General features: G+C 67.1%; 18 protein-coding genes, 6 tRNA genes and 1 riboswitch. Of the genes, 8 read left to right on the top strand and 16 right to left on the bottom strand.

Translation table 11 applies throughout. The features are described from left to right. Positions 1-34: 34 nt before the first annotated feature. On the bottom strand, positions 35-475 hold the full coding sequence (gene hisI, locus NIBR502771_RS17065) for a phosphoribosyl-AMP cyclohydrolase (RefSeq protein WP_210411247.1): 441 nt from the start codon (positions 473-475) through the stop codon (positions 35-37). Positions 476-587: 112 nt separating this feature from the next. On the opposite strand from hisI, the gene NIBR502771_RS17070 reads away from it, so the two are divergent. Then, positions 588-1,232, top strand: coding sequence for a TIGR03085 family metal-binding protein (locus tag NIBR502771_RS17070; RefSeq protein WP_141160744.1), 645 nt, complete (start codon positions 588-590; stop codon positions 1,230-1,232). A 60-nt stretch (positions 1,233-1,292) separates the two neighbouring features. Here the strand turns inward: NIBR502771_RS17070 and hisF are convergent, their stop codons facing one another. The 14 genes from hisF to NIBR502771_RS17140 all read right to left on the bottom strand — a co-directional run bounded on the left by hisF (position 1,293) and on the right by NIBR502771_RS17140 (position 12,606). Next, a complete protein-coding gene (gene hisF, locus NIBR502771_RS17075; RefSeq protein ID WP_141160745.1) occupies positions 1,293-2,069 on the bottom strand; it encodes an imidazole glycerol phosphate synthase subunit HisF in 777 nt (258 codons plus the stop codon). 42 nt (positions 2,070-2,111) lie between these two features. Next, positions 2,112-2,972: an ATP phosphoribosyltransferase gene (gene hisG, locus NIBR502771_RS17080; protein ID WP_141160746.1), complete on the bottom strand. Its 861-nt coding sequence runs from the start codon at positions 2,970-2,972 to the stop codon at positions 2,112-2,114. A gap of 81 nt (positions 2,973-3,053) precedes the next feature. Next, positions 3,054-3,317, bottom strand: coding sequence for a phosphoribosyl-ATP diphosphatase (locus NIBR502771_RS17085; RefSeq protein WP_009358176.1), 264 nt, complete (start codon positions 3,315-3,317; stop codon positions 3,054-3,056). A 104-nt stretch (positions 3,318-3,421) separates the two neighbouring features. Beyond that, on the bottom strand, positions 3,422-3,910 hold the full coding sequence (ribH, locus tag NIBR502771_RS17090) for a 6,7-dimethyl-8-ribityllumazine synthase (RefSeq protein WP_141160747.1): 489 nt from the start codon (positions 3,908-3,910) through the stop codon (positions 3,422-3,424). Between the two features lie 33 nt (positions 3,911-3,943). Beyond that, positions 3,944-4,678, bottom strand: coding sequence for a GTP cyclohydrolase II (gene ribA / locus NIBR502771_RS17095; protein WP_141160748.1), 735 nt, complete (start codon positions 4,676-4,678; stop codon positions 3,944-3,946). Beyond that, the gene (gene ribB, locus NIBR502771_RS17100; RefSeq protein ID WP_141160749.1) at positions 4,675-5,448 is read right to left on the bottom strand and encodes a 3,4-dihydroxy-2-butanone-4-phosphate synthase; all 774 of its coding nucleotides are present in this window, start codon (positions 5,446-5,448) and stop codon (positions 4,675-4,677) included. The genes ribA and ribB overlap by 4 nt, the downstream gene beginning before the upstream one ends. Further along, on the bottom strand, positions 5,445-6,107 hold the full coding sequence (locus tag NIBR502771_RS17105) for a riboflavin synthase (protein ID WP_141160750.1): 663 nt from the start codon (positions 6,105-6,107) through the stop codon (positions 5,445-5,447). The genes ribB and NIBR502771_RS17105 overlap by 4 nt, the downstream gene beginning before the upstream one ends. Then, entirely contained in the window at positions 6,107-7,246 is a 1,140-nt protein-coding gene (ribD, locus tag NIBR502771_RS17110) for a bifunctional diaminohydroxyphosphoribosylaminopyrimidine deaminase/5-amino-6-(5-phosphoribosylamino)uracil reductase RibD (protein ID WP_141161611.1), read from the bottom strand. Before ribD ends, NIBR502771_RS17105 begins: the two co-directional genes overlap by 1 nt. A 170-nt stretch (positions 7,247-7,416) precedes the next feature. Next, positions 7,417-7,565: riboswitch (FMN riboswitch) on the bottom strand. 39 nt (positions 7,566-7,604) lie between these two features. Continuing rightward, on the bottom strand, positions 7,605-8,282 hold the full coding sequence (rpe, locus tag NIBR502771_RS17115; protein WP_141160751.1) for a ribulose-phosphate 3-epimerase: 678 nt from the start codon (positions 8,280-8,282) through the stop codon (positions 7,605-7,607). An 80-nt stretch (positions 8,283-8,362) separates the two neighbouring features. Beyond that, entirely contained in the window at positions 8,363-9,979 is a 1,617-nt protein-coding gene (locus NIBR502771_RS17120) for an RsmB/NOP family class I SAM-dependent RNA methyltransferase (protein ID WP_141160752.1), read from the bottom strand. Continuing rightward, positions 9,976-10,896, bottom strand: coding sequence for a methionyl-tRNA formyltransferase (gene fmt / locus NIBR502771_RS17125; RefSeq protein ID WP_141160753.1), 921 nt, complete (start codon positions 10,894-10,896; stop codon positions 9,976-9,978). Before fmt ends, NIBR502771_RS17120 begins: the two co-directional genes overlap by 4 nt. Further along, positions 10,893-11,495 carry a peptide deformylase gene (def, locus tag NIBR502771_RS17130; protein WP_141160754.1) on the bottom strand — a complete coding sequence of 201 codons (603 nt, stop codon included), beginning with the start codon at positions 11,493-11,495 and terminating at the stop codon, positions 10,893-10,895. Before def ends, fmt begins: the two co-directional genes overlap by 4 nt. A 79-nt stretch (positions 11,496-11,574) precedes the next feature. Next, the gene (locus tag NIBR502771_RS17135; protein WP_141160755.1) at positions 11,575-12,429 is read right to left on the bottom strand and encodes a cytochrome; all 855 of its coding nucleotides are present in this window, start codon (positions 12,427-12,429) and stop codon (positions 11,575-11,577) included. A gap of 105 nt (positions 12,430-12,534) precedes the next feature. Next, positions 12,535-12,606 (bottom strand) — tRNA-Val (locus NIBR502771_RS17140). 307 nt (positions 12,607-12,913) lie between these two features. Here NIBR502771_RS17140 and NIBR502771_RS17145 point away from each other — a divergent pair. From NIBR502771_RS17145 to NIBR502771_RS17175, 7 genes are all read left to right on the top strand, one after another. Continuing rightward, a tRNA-Gly gene (locus NIBR502771_RS17145) sits at positions 12,914-12,986 on the top strand. Positions 12,987-13,033: 47 nt separating this feature from the next. Next, positions 13,034-13,104 (top strand) — tRNA-Cys (locus NIBR502771_RS17150). A gap of 37 nt (positions 13,105-13,141) precedes the next feature. Beyond that, positions 13,142-13,213, top strand: a tRNA-Val gene (locus tag NIBR502771_RS17155). A gap of 58 nt (positions 13,214-13,271) precedes the next feature. Then, positions 13,272-13,344: transfer RNA gene (locus NIBR502771_RS17160), tRNA-Gly, on the top strand. 33 nt (positions 13,345-13,377) lie between these two features. Beyond that, positions 13,378-13,449 (top strand) — tRNA-Val (locus tag NIBR502771_RS17165). A 147-nt stretch (positions 13,450-13,596) separates the two neighbouring features. Continuing rightward, positions 13,597-13,860: an antitoxin gene (locus tag NIBR502771_RS17170; protein ID WP_141160756.1), complete on the top strand. Its 264-nt coding sequence runs from the start codon at positions 13,597-13,599 to the stop codon at positions 13,858-13,860. 142 nt (positions 13,861-14,002) lie between these two features. Next, the gene (locus NIBR502771_RS17175) at positions 14,003-15,235 is read left to right on the top strand and encodes a benzoate/H(+) symporter BenE family transporter (protein WP_141160757.1); all 1,233 of its coding nucleotides are present in this window, start codon (positions 14,003-14,005) and stop codon (positions 15,233-15,235) included. On the opposite strand, the gene zapE is transcribed toward NIBR502771_RS17175, so the two are convergent. Then, a complete protein-coding gene (zapE, locus tag NIBR502771_RS17180) occupies positions 15,232-16,269 on the bottom strand; it encodes a cell division protein ZapE (protein WP_141160758.1) in 1,038 nt (345 codons plus the stop codon). The two genes, NIBR502771_RS17175 and zapE, sit on opposite strands and share 4 nt — an antisense overlap. Positions 16,270-16,473: the final 204 nt, after the last annotated feature.

The following is a 16,473-nucleotide window of genomic DNA, read 5'->3' on the forward strand; positions in this document are numbered from 1 at the left end:
CCGGCTGCGGGCCGGCCCGGGCCATGTATTCGGCCTAGCCTGCCTGGCCCGCGACGACGTCAAGGTCCCTGCCGTCGAAGCAGGTCCGGGTCCCGGTGTGGCAGGCGGCACCAACCTGGTCGACGCGCACCAGGAGGGCGTCGCCGTCGCAGTCCATGGCTACGGACTTCACCCACTGGACGTGTCCCGAGGTGTCCCCCTTGCGCCAGTACTCCTGGCGGGAGCGGGAGTAGAACGTCACGCGGCCGGTGGTCATGGTGCGGTGCAGGGCTTCGTCGTCCATCCAGCCGAGCATGAGCACTTCGTTCGTGTCATACTGCTGCACCACGGCGGCCACCAGGCCCGCGCCATCGCGCTTGAGGGCGGCGGCCACCTCCTTGGGAAGCGGGCTCGCCGGTGAGGGGCCGACGGACGACGCCGGCACGTGGGACACGGCGGATCCTGCGGTTTGGACGGGGGTTGGCTGCTCAGACATCGCCTCAAGTCTAGTGCCTCCGCCGGAGCGTTCTCCTGTTGTGAACAACGGCACGCCACCGGCCGCCGCAGTGCTGCCCATCTCCACACCACTCGTGCTAGTTTCACAAGTGATGCATTTCGTCGAACCGTCCCGAGAAGTCCTTGCCGAAACCCTGCTTGCGGCCGGCCCTGATGCGCCCACGCTGTGCAAGGGCTGGCGCACCAGGGACCTTGCCGCGCACCTTTACCTGCGCGAGCGGAAGGCCGCCGTCGGGCTCGGTTTGATCATCAAGCGCCTGGCAAAGGCCTCTGACCAGGCCACCGCGAAGCTGGCCGCCAAGCTCACCACCAACGAGGACTACGCCCGGCTGGTGAACACCTTCCGCGCCGGGCCGCCTGCCCTCTCTCCGATGAGCATCCCTGCGCTGGATGAGAGCGCCAACCTGATTGAATACTTCGTCCATACGGAGGACGTCCGCCGTGCCGTGGACCGGTGGGCGCCCAGGGCCCTGGACGAGGCCTACTCGGATGCGTTGTGGGACGAACTGGTCAAGCGTGCCGCCATCCTCTACCGCGGCGTGGACCTTGGCATTGTCCTGGTCCGTCCGTCCGGCCCCCGCCACGTCGCAAAGCGGGCACCTGTTTCGGTGGCAATCGTCGGTGAGCCGGGTGAATTGCTCATGCACGCCCATGGCCGCACCCGCCACGCCCTGGTCACCTTCGAAGGCCAGCCCGACGCCGTCGCCCTCCTCCAGTCAGCCGAAGTAGGACTCTAAAGGCTGGGCCAGCGCCCGCAGGGTTCCCTGGCCGAAGCGGGGTGAGGGAGCGGGTGGGGACTACCTGACTTCGAAGCCTGCTTCGCGAATCGCGTCCTTGACCTGGGACATCATGTTGTCCGGTCCCCAGTGGAAGATCGAGGCGGCCAGGACCGCGTCCGCACCGGCCGCGACGGCGGGCGGAAAGTGCGCCGGCTCCCCCGCTCCGCCGGACGCGATGATCGGAACCCTGACGGCGGCGCGGACCAGCTTGATAAGTTCGAGATCGAAGCCGTCCTTGGTGCCGTCCGCGTCGATGGAGTTCAACAGGATCTCCCCCACCCCGCGGTCGGCCGCTTCCCTGGCCCACTCAATGGCGTCGATCCCGGTGCCGGTGCGGCCGCCGTGGGTGGTCACTTCAAACCCCGACGGTGTGGGCTGGGACCCCGGCCGGGTGCGGCGGGCGTCAACGGAAAGGACCAGCACCTGGGAACCGAAGTGCCGGGTGATTTCGTCGATGACGTCGGGCCGGGCCACGGCGGCGGTGTTGATGGAGGCCTTGTCCGCGCCGTAGCGCAGGAGCTTGTCCACCTCTGCCACGCCGCGGACGCCGCCGCCAACGGTGAGCGGAATGAAGACTTCCTCAGCGGTGCGCCGGACGACGTCGAACGTGGTCTCGCGGTTGCCCGAGGAAGCGGTGACGTCAAGGAAGGTCAGTTCATCGGCACCGGCGTTGTCGTAGCGGTGGGCGAGCTCCACGGGGTCGCCGGCATCGCGGAGGCCCTCGAAGTTAACGCCCTTGACGACGCGCCCGGCGTCGACGTCGAGGCAGGGAATGACGCGGACTGCTACTGCCATGGGAACTCCTGGATATTCAGTGCTGCTGGGGGTCGCCGGTGCTCAGATGCGGCAGGCGTGGATGCTGCTGACCAGGATGGCGCGGGCGCCGAGGTCGTACAGTTCGTCCATGATCCGGTTGGTTTCCTTCTTGGGAACCATGGACCGGACCGCCACCCAGTCGGAGTCGCGCAGCGGGGAGACGGTGGGCGATTCAAGGCCCGGGGTCAGGCTGGCGGCCTTCTCCACGAGCTCCTTGCGGATGTCATAGTCCATCAGCACGTACTGGCGCGCCACCAGGACGCCCTGGAGCCGGCGGATAAGGACGTCGATTTCCTTGGCCGTGCCGTTCGCTTCCCCGCCGGAACCGGTGCGCCGGATGAGGACGGCTTCGGATTTGAGGATGGGTTCGCCGAAGATTTCCATGCCGGCGGCCTTGAGGGTGTTGCCGGTTTCCACGACGTCAGCGATGGCGTCCGCGACGCCGAGGCGCACGGAGGATTCAACGGCGCCGTCGAGCCGGACCACCCTGGCGTTGATGCCGCGTTCGGCCAGGTAGTTGCGCAGCAGGCCGTCGTAGCTGGTGGCCAGGCGCTTGCCTTCGAGTTCGGCGGCCGAACTGAAATCGCCCACCGGGCCGGCGAAGCGGAACGTTGACGCGGCGAATCCCAGTGGCAGGAGCTCTTCGGCTTCCACCTCGGCGTCCAGCAGCAGGTCGCGGCCGGTGATGCCGACGTCGAGCGTTCCGCGGCCCACGTAGACCGCGATGTCGCGGGGGCGGAGGAAGAAGAACTCAATGTCGTTGTCGGGGTCCACCATGACCAGCTCGCGGCTGTCGCGCCGCTGGCGGTATCCGGCTTCGGAGAGCATGGCGGACGCGGCTTCGGACAGGGAGCCCTTGTTGGGGACGGCTACTCGCAGCATGGGAAATTCTTTCTGGGTGGAAGGTCTGGGTTTCAGGCAATGCAGGCCACAGCAGGCCGGCGGCAAAGCGCCGGCCGGTGGCTACAGATGCTTGTAGACGTCTTCCAGGGTCAGGCCTTTTGCGAGCATGAGGACCTGCAGGTGGTACAACAGCTGGGAGATTTCCTCGGCCGCAGCTTCATCGGATTCATATTCGGCAGCCATCCAGACTTCGGCTGCTTCCTCAACGACTTTTTTGCCGATGCCGTGAACACCGGACTCCAATTCAGCGACGGTGCGGGAGCCTTCCGGGCGGGTGGCTGCCTTCTCGCTGAGCTCAGCGAACAGCGTCTCGAAATTCTTCACGCCCTCCAGCCTACTTGCTGCGGACGCAGCGGCGCTTCCCGGGCGGTTGCATGACGGGCGCGATGTGAGGGAATACACACCGCGCCCGTGCAGCGCGGTGCCGCTTACCTGCGGTACTGCTTGAGGACGACGGCGGTGGCCAGCGCCGCGGTGACGGCCTCGTGGCCCTTGTCTTCCTTGGAGCCGGGCAGGCCGGCGCGGTCCAGGCCCTGCTCTTCGTTGTCGCAGGTGAGCACGCCGAAGCCGACCGGCACGCCGGTGGAGACGCTGACGTCGGTGAGTCCCGACGTCGCGGCCTGGCAGACGTAGTCGAAGTGCGGCGTGCCGCCGCGGATCACGACGCCGAGGGCAACCACGGCGTCAAAGTGAGGTGCCAGGCGGGCGGCGGCAACGGGAAGTTCGAAGCTGCCGGGGACCCGCAGCACGGTGGGCTCGGCAATCCCGGCGTCCTTGGCGGCGCGGAGTGCCCCGTCCAGGAGGCCGTCCATGATCTGCGTGTGCCAGCTGGCTGCAATGATGGCCAGCTTCAGCTGCGAGGTTTCAGCCGGGTTGAGGGTGCTGAGGTCGATGTCGGGGGCGCCGTGTCCGCTCATGGGTTTTCAGTGTTCCGTTCGTTCGTGAAGACGTCAGTCTTGTTCGTGGTCGTAGGGGGTTTCGGAAGCCGGGACGGGCACGGGTGCCACCTGGGAGTCCAGCAGCAGCCGGTGTTCCATGCGGTCCTTCTTGGTGCGCAGGTACCGGATGTTCTGTTCACGGGAGGGGACCTCCGTGGGAACCATTTCCACCACCGTCACCCCGGCCTTGGCCAGCCTGTTCTGCTTGTCCGGGTTGTTGCTCAGCAGCCGTACTTCATGCAGGCCCATTTCGGCCAGGATCTGGGCCGCGGCCTTGTAGCAGCGGGCATCAACGGGAAGGCCCAGCTGTTCGTTGGCCTCCACGGTGTCGAAGCCGGCTTCCTGCAGGGCGTAGGCCTTGATCTTGTTGGCAAGGCCGATGCCGCGGCCTTCCTGGCCGCGAAGGTAGAGCAGGGTTCCGCCGTTGTCCCGGATCAGCTCCAGCGCGAAGGCGAGCTGTTCGCCGCAGTCGCACCGGTAGGAGCCAAAGACATCGCCGGTAAGGCACTCGGAGTGCAGCCGGACCAAGGGAGCTTTTCCGTCGGTGGGAGCGTTTGGCGAGCTGACGGCCAGGTGCTCAACACCGGTCACAAGGTCGGTCCACGCCTGCGCCACGAAGTCGCCAAAGGCGGTGGGCAGTTGCACTACCGGTCCTCCGCTGACGGGATGGGGCGCCTCGCCGGACACCGCGTGGGACTTGCGGTGACCGTTGTGCTGGCTGTCGTCGCTGGCTGCCGCTGCCGTCATCGTTTCTCCTTTTCTCCACCCGGGACCACCCGGGCATCCTCATCCAGGGCGCCCCCGGCCCCGGCTTCAAGATACGCCACCAGGTCCTCGATGGAGATGAGGGGGCACCCATGTTCAGCTGCGAACGAACGGAGCCCGTCCAGGCGCATCATTTCGCCGTCGTCGTACACCACTTCCGCGATCACCCCGACAGGCTCAAGGCCCGCGAGGCGGCACAGGTCCACAGCGGCCTCTGTGTGGCCCTGGCGTTCCCGCACACCACCATCAACGGCACGGAGCGGGAAAATATGCCCCGGCCTGGTCACGGACGCCGGTCCGGCCTGCGGGTCGGCCAGGATCCTTGCGGTCAGGGCCCGGTCCGTGGCGGATATTCCCGTGCTGACACCGATGGCCGCATCACAGGAGACGGTGTAGGCGGTGCCTTTAGCGTCCTCGTTGACAGCCGTCATGGGAGGCAGGGCCAGTGCGTCGGCGCGGTCCCCGGTCAGCGGCACGCAGATCACTCCGGAGCTGTACCGGATGGTCCAGCCCATCAGCGCCGGAGTTGCGTGCTGGGCGGCGAAGATGATGTCGCCTTCGTTTTCGCGGTCTTCGTTGTCGACCACCAGCACCGGGCGCCCGGCAGCCATGGCCCGCACGGCGTCCGCGATGGAGTCCAGTCCCCGGGCGGGTCCGGATGACGCCCCGCCCGCGGCGGAGCCATCGGTTACCGGCTGGCTGGTTTGGGGATCGTTCGCGACGGCGGGTTCCAGGCGCACTGCAGCGTTCACCGTGCACCTCCCGCCAGGGCGGCTTCGCCGTTTCCTGCCGGTGAGCCGGCGCCGCGGAAAGCAAGCAGCCGTTCGGTGTATTTGGCCAGGACGTCCACTTCGAGGTTCACGCGGCTGCCGGTGGTCTTGGTGCCCAGGCCGGTTTCGGCGAGGGTGGTGGGGATCAGGCCCACTTCGAACCAGGGTTCCTGCTCCGCGGCCGGGCTGGCGGCTGTCACGGTGAGGGAGACGCCGTCGATGGCGATGGAGCCTTTCTCGGCGACGTAGCGGGCCAGGTTGGCGGGAACGCCGAAGCGCAGCCGCTCCCAGTTGCCTTGGGCTTCCCGTTCCAGCAGGACACCCACGCCGTCCACGTGGCCTTGCACCACGTGGCCATCCAGGCGGCCGCCTGCGGGAACGCACCGCTCCAGGTTGACGGAGTCGCCTGCGGTGAGCTCGCCGATGGTGCTCCGCACCAGGGTCTCCCCCATGACGTCGACGCTGAAGTCCTTGCCGTCAATCGCTGTTGCCGTGAGGCAGACACCGTTGACGGCGATGGAGCCCCCAAGTGCCAGGCCCTCGGTGGAGGCGGGCGCATGCAGCCGGACGGTGGCGCTGGTGTTGCCGTCCCGCTCGACGGACAGCACCTGCCCCTGCTCGGCAATAATTCCGGTAAACATCAGTAGCCTCCCTGGGCTGGCTCCGCGGCTGCGCGGGTTGGTGGGTGGTCAAGTGCAACATGCCGTTGCGGTCTGAGGTGGAGCCTGAGGTCCCGGCCCAGCGTCCGCACCGCGCCGCCGTCGGACGCGTCCCATTCCCATTGCTGGGCGTCGGGAAGGCTGGTGATGCCCAGCCCGTTCAGTGCAGGGGTGCCGGATCCCAGCAGTGTGGGCGCCAGGTACACGATGAGTTCATCCACCAGGCCGGCCGCCAGGAAGGAGCTCAGGATGCTGGACCCGCCCTCCACCATGACGTGCCGGATGCCGGACGAATACAGCATTGACAGGGCTTCGTGCGGATCGCGGGTGGGAAGGTGGACGGCCCGGCCGTCGTCCCCATGGATTGCGGCGTCCTCCGGGATGGCACGCAGGCCCATGACCGCACGAACGGGTTGTTTGGATGCCGGGTTGCCGGCGGCATCCCGGGCGGTCAGCCGCGGGTTGTCCACCATCACGGTCTGGGTGCCCACCAGGATGGCATCGATGCGGCCGCGGATCCCGTGGTTGTCCGCCAGGGACTCCGGGCTGGAGATCCACTGGCTGGTGCCGTCTTCGGCAGCGATGCGGGCGTCAAGGGTCTGCGCGATGTGGAGGGTGACGAAGGGCCGCTTGGCAGCCACTGCCTCGAACCACTGGCGGTTCAGGTCCAGGGCTTCATCGGCGCCCAGTCCGCTGCGGACCCGGATGCCTGCTGCACGCAGTGTCGCCGCGCCCCCGGCAGCAGGGTCATGGGGGTCGTCCACGGCGTACACCACGTCCGTGATCCCGGCGGCGATGATCGCTTCCGTGCAGGGACCCGTGCGGCCCACGTGGTTGCAGGGTTCGAGCGTGACCACCATGGTGCAGCCGGACAGATCCAGTCCGACGGCGGCGGCCTGGGCTATCGCGTCGGCCTCGGCATGTGCGGTCCCGGCACCGCGGTGGTGGCCGGAAACCAGCTGCCGGCCGTCAGGCCCGATGACGACCGCCCCCACGAGGGGATTCGCGCCGCGGGGGCCTTCCAGTGCTGCCCTGAGGGCGTCTTCCATGGCGCCCGTTTCGGCGGCGCTGAAGGCTGTGACCACGCCGGCGTCCGGCTGGAGTTTCGCGGCGCCCGTCATGCGGCTGCCGATGCGGAGTAGTTGCCTGCCTTGGAAGCGGCAGGACTTGCGGCGTTTAAGAGCCATCGCTGGGGGTTCATTGTGCGTCGTTCCTTCCCTGTCGAACCGCGATGGCTCCGGGGATACGACAGCAGAACGCTGCGGAGCCCAAAGGCTGCGCAGATACAGCTGTACGTGCTTCTCTCATCCAGACTTTAACTGTCGGTACCGGAATTCCACCGGTTCAACCGTCTGCCGGAATCCTCCTGGGAGGACACCGGCTCGCGGGTCGCGGACTGTCACCGCCGGTTCGGACTTACACCGACCCCGGAGCACGTATGTGTGTTGTTATTGTGCCACAACCCGGATGGCCTCCCGGTTATTCCGTCGCGGCACGTAATGTCCGGCTGCCCTTGGCGCGCAGCAGGTCGATCGCAGCGGACGGATCCTCGGCGCCATACACAGCGGAACCGGCCACAAAGACGTTCGCCCCGGCTTCGGCGGCGCGGGCAATGGTCTCTTCGGTAATGCCGCCATCCACCTGGATGGCAACCCCCAGCCCGGAACCCTCCACGGCCGCCCGGGCCCTGCGGATCTTGGGCAGGGTGATGTCCAGGAACGCCTGGCCGCCGAAGCCCGGTTCCACGGTCATGATGAGCAGCATGTCCAGTTCCGCCAGCATGTCCAGGTACGGTTCCACAGCCGTCGCGGGGCGCAGGGCCATCCCTGCTTTGGCCCCCCTGCTGCGCAGTTCCCGCGCCAGCTTGATGGGCGCAACGGATGCTTCCGCGTGGAACGTCACGGAAGCCAGGCCGGCGTCCGCGAACCCTGGCGCCCAGCGGTCCGCGTCCGCGATCATCAGGTGCGCATCGAGCGGTACGGGGCTGACGGCCTGGATCCGCTGCACCACGGGCAACCCGATAGTCAGGTTGGGAACGAAGTGGTTGTCCATGACATCGACGTGCACGGCATCGGCATTGCTGATCCGCTGCAGTTCAGCCTCAAGGTTGACGAAGTCGGCGGAGAGGATGCTCGGGTTGATGCAGCACTGCGTCACGGAAATGCCTTTCGCTGGTTGTTCTGGTCCCACGGCATGGATCACGCCGTGGCTGCTGGGTGTCGCGCCGTTCCTGATGGTCAGGCTTTCTTCCTGATCAGGGCAAGGAACATCGCGTCGGTGTGATGGATGTGGGGCCAGAGCTGGGCAGTCAGCTCGTGGCCGGCACCAAGGGACCCGGTCAGGCTGACCGCGTCCAGGGCGGCTCCGGCGTCAAGGAGTTCAAGGTCGGTGCGCTTGCGCAGGACGTCTGATACCACCGCTGTTGTCTCCGCCGGATGCGGTGAACAGGTCACGTAGGCCACCACTCCCCCTGGCCGGACGGCGGCCAGGGCCGACGCCAGCAGTTCGCGCTGCAATGGCCCAAGGTCCGCGATGTCCTTGGGCGAGCGACGCCACCGGGACTCCGGCCTGCGGCGAAGCGCGCCCAGGCCGGTACAGGGAACGTCAACCAGGACACGGTCATAACGCTCCGGCTGCTCACCGCCCACTTCACGGCCGTCGCCGGTGCGGACTTGCCAGCTGCCATGCGGCACGGCGGACAATGCCTGGCTGACCAGCTTGGCCCGGTGCGGCGCCGGTTCGTTCGCCAGCAGGGTGGCGCCCCGCTGGTGCGCCAGCGCACCCAGGAGCGCCGCCTTCCCGCCGGGACCGGCACAAAGATCGAGCCACGCTTCAGCGTCGCCGTCCACCGCCGGAGCGCTGACGGCCGCGCTTCCGTCCGCCGGCCCGCCAAGATCCACCGCGGCCAGGGCCCTGGCCACCAGCTGGGAACCGACATCCTGTACACGGGTGGTGCCGGCGCGGACGGAAGCCAGCCGGCCAAGGTCGCCGCCACTGGAAAGCGCTGAGCCTTCAACAAGCTCCCCGGGAGCGCCGCCACTTTCCAGTGCTTCGTCCAAGCTGCCCAGGCCGGGCAGCGCAACGAGGTTGACCACCGGGGCGGCGTTGTCAGCTTCCAACAGCTCGTCGATCTCCGCCGCGGAGCGGCCGTGGGCCACGAGGGACTGGCGCATGGCGCGCACGATCCACTCGGGGTGCGCGTACTTCACCGCTGCTACCTTCGTAGCGTCGGTTTCGCCTTCCACCAACAGGTCCAGCCACTCCTCGAGGCTCCGGGCGGCGACCTTGCGCAGGACGGCGTTGATCAGTGTTGACGGTCCGGCGCCGATCACCGCGCGGGCGAGCCCCACGGTCTGGTCCAGGGCAGCGTGGGCCGGGACCCGCATGGCAAGCAGTTGGTGGGCACCGATGCGGAGCGCATCAAGGATGGCCGGGTCCAGCTGGGCCAGGGGACGGTCAACGCACCGTGCCAGGATGGCGTCATAGGTGCCTTGGTTGCGGAGTGCGCCATAGCTCAGTTCGGTGGCGAACCCGGCGTCCCGCTTGTCCAGGTGGTGGTGCCGGATCCGGGCCGGCAGCACGAGGTTGGCGTAGGCGTCCTCCGCCGCGACGGCGCGGAGCACCTCGAAGGCCACGAGGCGGGCGGGATCCGCGCGCCTGGTGCGCTGGGACGGAGCCTGCCCGGTGAAGCTCCGCTGCGGCCCGCGGTTGCGTTCGCGGCCCTTGGCGTTCCGCCGGCTGGCGTCCCGGGGACCGCCGTTGCCACGGCCGCCGCCGGGAGGTCCGCCGCTGCCGCCCTGCCCGCCTTTCCCGCCGCTGCCCCGTCCGCCTGTATTGCCTCCGGACCCGGTCATTCGAACACCACGCTCTCCAGTGAAGCCAAACCGCGCGCCCAGTCGGGGGCGGCCATCATCTTTTTCCCGGCAGGCTGGATACGCGTCAGTTCCACCGCGTGCGACCCCGTTCCCACCAGCACGGCCTTGCCGTTCAGTTCCACGGCTCCCGGGGCCAACCCGGAAACATCCGGCCGCAGCCGGACCGGCTCGAGCTTGACCCGCTGCCCGTTGAGCAGGGTCCAGGCACCGGGCTCGGGGGTGACGCCGCGCGCCTGCCTGCTTATGGCCAGGGCCGGATGCGCCCAGTTCAGGTGGCCGTCCTCCAACGTCAATTTCGGCGCGAGCGACACATCGCCGGCCTGTGCCTGCGGCGCTGCTTTTCCGGCGTCGATGGCGGACAGGGTTTGGGCCAGCAGGACCGCGCCGCTGTGGGACAGCCGTTCCAGGAGTTCACCGGCGGTGTCCTGGGGCTTGACGGCCTCGGTCAGGGTGCCGAAGACGGGACCGGTGTCCAGGCCTTCCTCCAGCTGGAACGTCACGGCGCCGGTGACGTCGTCTCCGGCCATGATGGATCGCTGGACCGGCGCCGCTCCGCGCCAGGCCGGCAGCAGGGAAAAGTGCAGGTTGACCCAGCCGTGCCGCGGGATGCCCAGGGCATCAGGGGGAACCAGTCCGCCATAGGCGACGATGGCCGCGACGTCCGGCTGCACGGCGGAAATGCCGGCTATGGCATCGGCGTCGACGCGCGCCGCACGGATGACCTCGATGCCCAGTTCCGCAGCCCGCTGGGCAACGGGCGACGGCGTCAGCACGCGCTTGCGGCCCAGCGGCGCGTCGGGCCGGGTCAGTACGGCAACGACGTTGAAGCCGGCGTTGACCAGCGCGTCCAGGGATGGGACTGCGACGGCGGGTGTCCCCGCGAAGAGGACCCTCACCCGGCTGCGCCGAAGCTGGAGCCGGGGGTGCTGGTTCCACCAAAGCTGGCGCCGCCGAAGCTTGACCCGACACTCCTGGCGCGTTTGGCTGTGGTGCGTCCGGCGACGGCGTCGTAATTGGCGTTGCGGATGGACCTGAGCGCCGCCTTCCTGTCCTCGCCCTCGAGGCGGTCGGTGTAGAGGATGCCGTCCAGGTGGTCGTTTTCGTGCTGGAAGCAGCGCGCCAGCATCCCTTCACCGTCAATGGCGACCGGGTTGCCGTGCATGTCAACACCGGTGACGCGGGTGGCGCGGAAACGGCGCACCGGGAAGCCGAGGCCCGGGATGGAGAGGCAGCCCTCCACATGGTCCGGCTGGTAGTCCTCGCTGTTTTCCAGGACAGGATTGATGATGTGGCCCTCGACGCCGTCGATCCGGTACGTGAAGATGCGCTTGCTGACGCCGATCTGGGGAGCGGCGAGGCCGGCGCCTTCGACGTCCTCCATGGTTTCGGTCATGTCGGCGACCAGTTTGGCAAGGTCGGGTCCGAATTCCGTCACGGGATCGGCGACTGTGCGCAGCACAGGATCGCCGATGATGCGGATATTCAGAATAGCCATGCGCTGTGTGTCCTCACGGTTGGCGGCAAAAAGGGAACCTGTCCAGTTTAGGTGCAGTCTCTCCACGTGCACCGTTCCGTTAGGCGGTGCGGGCCAGGGGTGGAGGCGCGATGGGCAACAGCGCGGTGCCGGCGCTGAGGGTGTCTGCGGAGAGCTCCCAGACGCGGCGCAGGGCGCAGAACTTCCACCAGTGGTGCTTAAGGACTTCCGGGTTGGCGCGGACCGGGCGGACTTCCGTCTCGCCGATGGCCACGGCCAGCAGGACCGGGTCCTCGCCGTACTTCCAGGGTTCCCAGGTTCCCGCTTCCGGGTCCACGAGGCTCTCTTCCGCCTTCATGCCGGCCACCAGCTGCATGACCACTTTGTCGTCCAGCGGCTTGACCTGCCCGTCCCGCGTTGTTCCCTTGGTCTTGTAGTCGATCAGGCAGATGCGCCCGTTGATCCTGGCCACGAGGTCAAGGGTGCCGGCGTATCCCACTGAGTCGTTCCAGACCGTGATTTCCGGAGCGATGGGCTCCACGCGGAAGAGCTCCCACCACTCGTCGAACCGAACAGCGAAGGCTTCCTCACCGTTGGCGGCCAGCGCCTCGCGGGCTTCCTTCATGGCATGGGGGCGGCCCAGTGCCCTTAGTGCCACCTGTTCGCAGTAGTTGTGGACACGGTCTCCGCGGCGTGCGGCGTCATCCCGGTAGGTTTCGGCGGCTTTGGCTGCACGGTTGATGGCCTGCTTGATCTTGGCAGGGCTCCCCAGGCAGTCGGACAGCAGCGGATCGTTGGCCAGGCTGCTGGCGCCCATGTAGCCGAACCAGCCGTCGAGCCCATGCGGCTGCTGGCTGATTACCGTGGTGATGGAAGGCACCGAGAACTGCTCAGACGTTGACCGTGCGTACATCCGGCCGTATTCGGTGGCGTGGGCGAGAAGCGGATCAGTCATACAAAAGACTCTTTCACAGGGGGCCGACAAAAGCTCCGGGGGTCCGGAGCCGCACACAAAAAAGGTCCGTTTCCGCTGCTGATGAGCGGAAACGGACCTCTGCGGTGGGCGATACTGGGTTCGAACCAGTGACCTCTTCGGTGTGAACGAAGCGCGCTACCACTGCGCCAATCGCCCCGATGCATTTGAATGCTAGCCCACGTCTGCCCCAATTCAAAAATCGGTGATGCCGCAGCCCGGAGCGCTCCTTCCCCCGGCCTGCCGAACGCGGCACCTTCCAATCCCTTGACCCGGGAAGCCAACCGCCGCCGTCGGAAATTACACGCCTGTAACTCGACAAAATCCGCGTGGACGCTGGGAAGGACGGCGGTTGGCAGTTGCGCGGCTCCCTCCGATTTGGAGTTTCCCGGAACCTCCTATATTGTTTTTACTCGTTGGAACGCGAGGAAATGCCGGAAACGGCAAGGAATCAAGCCTCCAAAATGCGGACGTAGCTCAGCTGGTAGAGCACCACCTTGCCAAGGTGGATGTCGCGAGTTCGAATCTCGTCGTCCGCTCGCAGGACACTGTCACGGCAAACATTCTTCGGAATCGGCGCCAGCACGGTGGGTTGGCCGAGAGGCGAGGCAGCGGCCTGCAAAGCCGTATACACGGGTTCGAATCCCGTACCCACCTCGGTGAAAACCAGGGTTTCCGGATTTCCGGATGCAATGGGCGATTGGCGCAGCGGTAGCGCGCTTCCCTGACACGGAAGAGGTCACTGGTTCGATCCCAGTATCGCCCACTCGGCAAGGCAACTTGCCGGCAGTACCACCGGATCCTCCGGAATAACCTGCACAAATGCGGACGTAGCTCAGCTGGTAGAGCACCACCTTGCCAAGGTGGATGTCGCGAGTTCGAATCTCGTCGTCCGCTCTCTTACATCCCACAGCCGGTCTTCCGGTTTCGGGGCGATTGGCGCAGCGGTAGCGCGCTTCCCTGACACGGAAGAGGTCACTGGTTCGATCCCAGTATCGCCCACACACGAACAGCAGCTCTCCGGAGCTGCTTTTTTCGTTTCCGGGTATCCGCTGCAGGCGAACGGCATTCCCTTGGCACGCCTCCCGCGCCCGGCTAGGATCGAATGCGCGAGGAGCGACCTGGCTCCGCGATAGAAGGGAGGTGTCCGTGGGTTTGATTGACGATCTAAAGGGCAAGGCTCAGGGTCTCATCCGCGGCAACGAGCAGGCTATCAAGGACGGCATTACCAAAGCCGGCGATTTCGTCGACACCAAGACCGGCGGCAAGTACGCAGGCCACGTCGACAAGATCCAGGATGGCGCTTCCAAGCTTGTTGACCAGAACGGCACCCCGGGGCACGCACCTGCCACCGAGCAGGTTCCCCCGGCAGCTCCTGGTAATCCGGTTCCGCCGGTAGACAGGGCTCCGTAAAGGATTCGGCCAGGGCTCTTGCCCGGCACGTCAAGGAGGTGCGGGTCCCGCCGGGAGGCGGCACCCGCACCTTTGGCGTTTAACGGCTTCTTCCGGAGCTCCCGATTGCCGGTTGGGAAACCTGCGCCGGTACCCTGCCGGTATGCCCAAGTCCCCCGCACCCGCCACATCCGCCGGTCCCGGCCTGGTCCGGACCGATTCCAGGCCGGTCATCGCCGGGATCGTCACCGCACTGGTCGGATTCACCTCATCGTTCGCTGTTGTCCTGGCCGGCCTCACGGCGGTGGGTGCCAATCCCGCCCAGGCGGCGTCCGGCCTGCTGGCGGTGACGCTCACTGTTGGCCTTGGCGTACTCTTCCTCTCGTGGCGTTCCCGGGTCCCGGTAACCCTGGCCTGGTCCACACCGGGCGCAGCGCTGCTTGCTGCATCGGGAGTGCCCGACGGCGGGTGGCCGGCCGCCGTCGGAGGCTTCCTTGGGGCGGGGCTGCTGCTGGCGCTGACCGGCCTGGTGCCTGCGCTCGGCAGGCTGATGGCCCGCATCCCGCCATCCCTGGCCCAGGCCATGCTGGCCGGTGTCCTGCTTCAGCTCTGCCTGGCACCGTTCAAGGCCCTTGGTTCGGTGCCCCTCTTCGTGGCACCGGTGATCCTGTGCTGGCTGCTGATGATGAAGTTCGCCCCGCGGTGGGCGGTGCCCGCCGCCCTGCTGGTGGCATTGGGCGTCATCGGAGTGTCGCTGGCGTCGGCAGGAACGCCCGCTGCACCTGCCGCTTTGGTCCCGGCACTGGCGTGGACCATGCCTACATTCAGCGTGCAGGCCATGGCCGGAATCGCAGTACCGCTGTTCGTGGTGACCATGGCCTCCCAAAACATTCCAGGGGTGGCCGTCCTCAGGTCCTTTGGCTACGAAACACCGTGGCGGCCGGCCATGCTCGTTTCCGGGGCAGGGACCCTCGCCGGTGCACCCTTCGGCGGCCACGCCATCAATCTCGCCGCACTCAGCGCCGCCCTTGCGGCCGGGGAGGAAGCGGGCGCGGACCGCAGCCGCAGATGGATCGCGGGCTTCACGTCCGGCGCGGCGTACCTGGTGCTGGCAGCCTTCTCGGCGGCCCTGGTATCGCTGGTCAGCAAGGCACCGGCCGGGATGCTTGAAGCCGTTGCCGGGCTGGCACTGCTGGGAACCCTGGCCTCGGCCGCCTCGGCGGCGCTGGCGGACGCCGAGGACCGGATTGCCCCCGCCGTCACGTTCCTGATGGCCGCCTCCGGCCTGGTATTCGGCGGGATCGGGTCGGCCTTTTGGGCGCTCTTGGCGGGCCTGGTGGTCCGGCTGGTGCTGCAACCCCGGCCTGGTGGCCGGGCCGGCAGGAAGTCCGCCTAGGAAGGCTCGTGGTTCTGGCCTTCGCGGGCCAGGGCGGTCAGGCGGGACACGGCGCGGAAGTACTTCTTCATGTACCCGCCGGTCATCATTTCCTCCGTGAACAGCTGATCGAAGGGGACGCCGCTGGCCAGGATGGGCACGTCCTTGTCGTAGAGCCGGTCGGCAAGGACAACGAACCGCAGTGCCACGGCCTGCTCCGTGATGGTCTCCACGTTGCGCCACACCACGCCGTCGATGCCGTCGACCAGTTGGCGGTAGCGGCTGGGGTGGACGCCGGCCAGGTGGTGGATGAGGGTGGAGAACTCGTCCTGGGCCACCGTCTTCCCGTCGAACTCCGCCTTCATGTGCGCATTGAGTTCGCTGTTCTTCAACGGTGCCGGTGCGGCAGGGAGGCCGCGGTGCCGGAAGTCCTCGCCGTCGATGCGGAGGACGTCGAACTGGTCCGCCAGGACCTGGATCTCACGCTGGAAGTCCACGGCGGCGAAGCGGCCGTCGCCCAGGGAACCGGGCAACGTGTTGGACGTGGCGGCAAGCTTGACGCCGGCGTCTGCCAGTTCACGCATGAGCCGGGACATCAGGACGGTGTCGCCCGGATCGTCCAGTTCGAATTCGTCGATGCACACCAGCTGGTAGCTGCTCAGGGCATCGACGGTTTTGCGGAAGGAGAGGGCACCCACCAGGTTGGTGTACTCGACGAATGTACCGAAGGCCTTGGGTCCCGGTGATGCGTGCCAGAGGGACGCCAGCAGGTGGGTCTTGCCCACACCAAAACCGCCGTCCAGGTAGATTCCCGCCCTGGATTCGTCCTTCTTGCCGAACAGCTTCTTGAACAGGCCGCCCCCGTTACCCGACCCCACGCCGTCGGCAAATCCCTCAAGGGCACGCACGGCGGCGGCCTGGCTGGGCTGCTTGGGGTCCGGGCGGTAGCTGGAAAAGGAAACCTTTCCGAACCGGGGCGACGGGTAGAAGCCCTTGAGGAGTTCATCCACCGAAACTGCCGGAGTGCGGGCGGCAAGCTGTTCGATCTGTACCAAGGTGGTCCGTTCTGCTGGTGGTTGGTCCCCAGAAAGGATACCGGCAATGCGGGCCGTACCCGGTTGGAACGCCGCCCAGTCGCCCCTGGGCGTGACGAAGGCAACATTTCGCCCTATTAACGGAATACGGACAACCCTTCAGGCGCTGGCTAGGGTGGGAACAGGTTCCAATGCATGTTCCACGGTTTCCCGTGCTCTTACTGA

It is taken from the genome of Pseudarthrobacter sp. NIBRBAC000502771, assembly GCF_006517215.1.
In the GTDB taxonomy this organism is placed as follows: Bacteria; Actinomycetota; Actinomycetes; order Actinomycetales; family Micrococcaceae; genus Arthrobacter; species Arthrobacter niigatensis.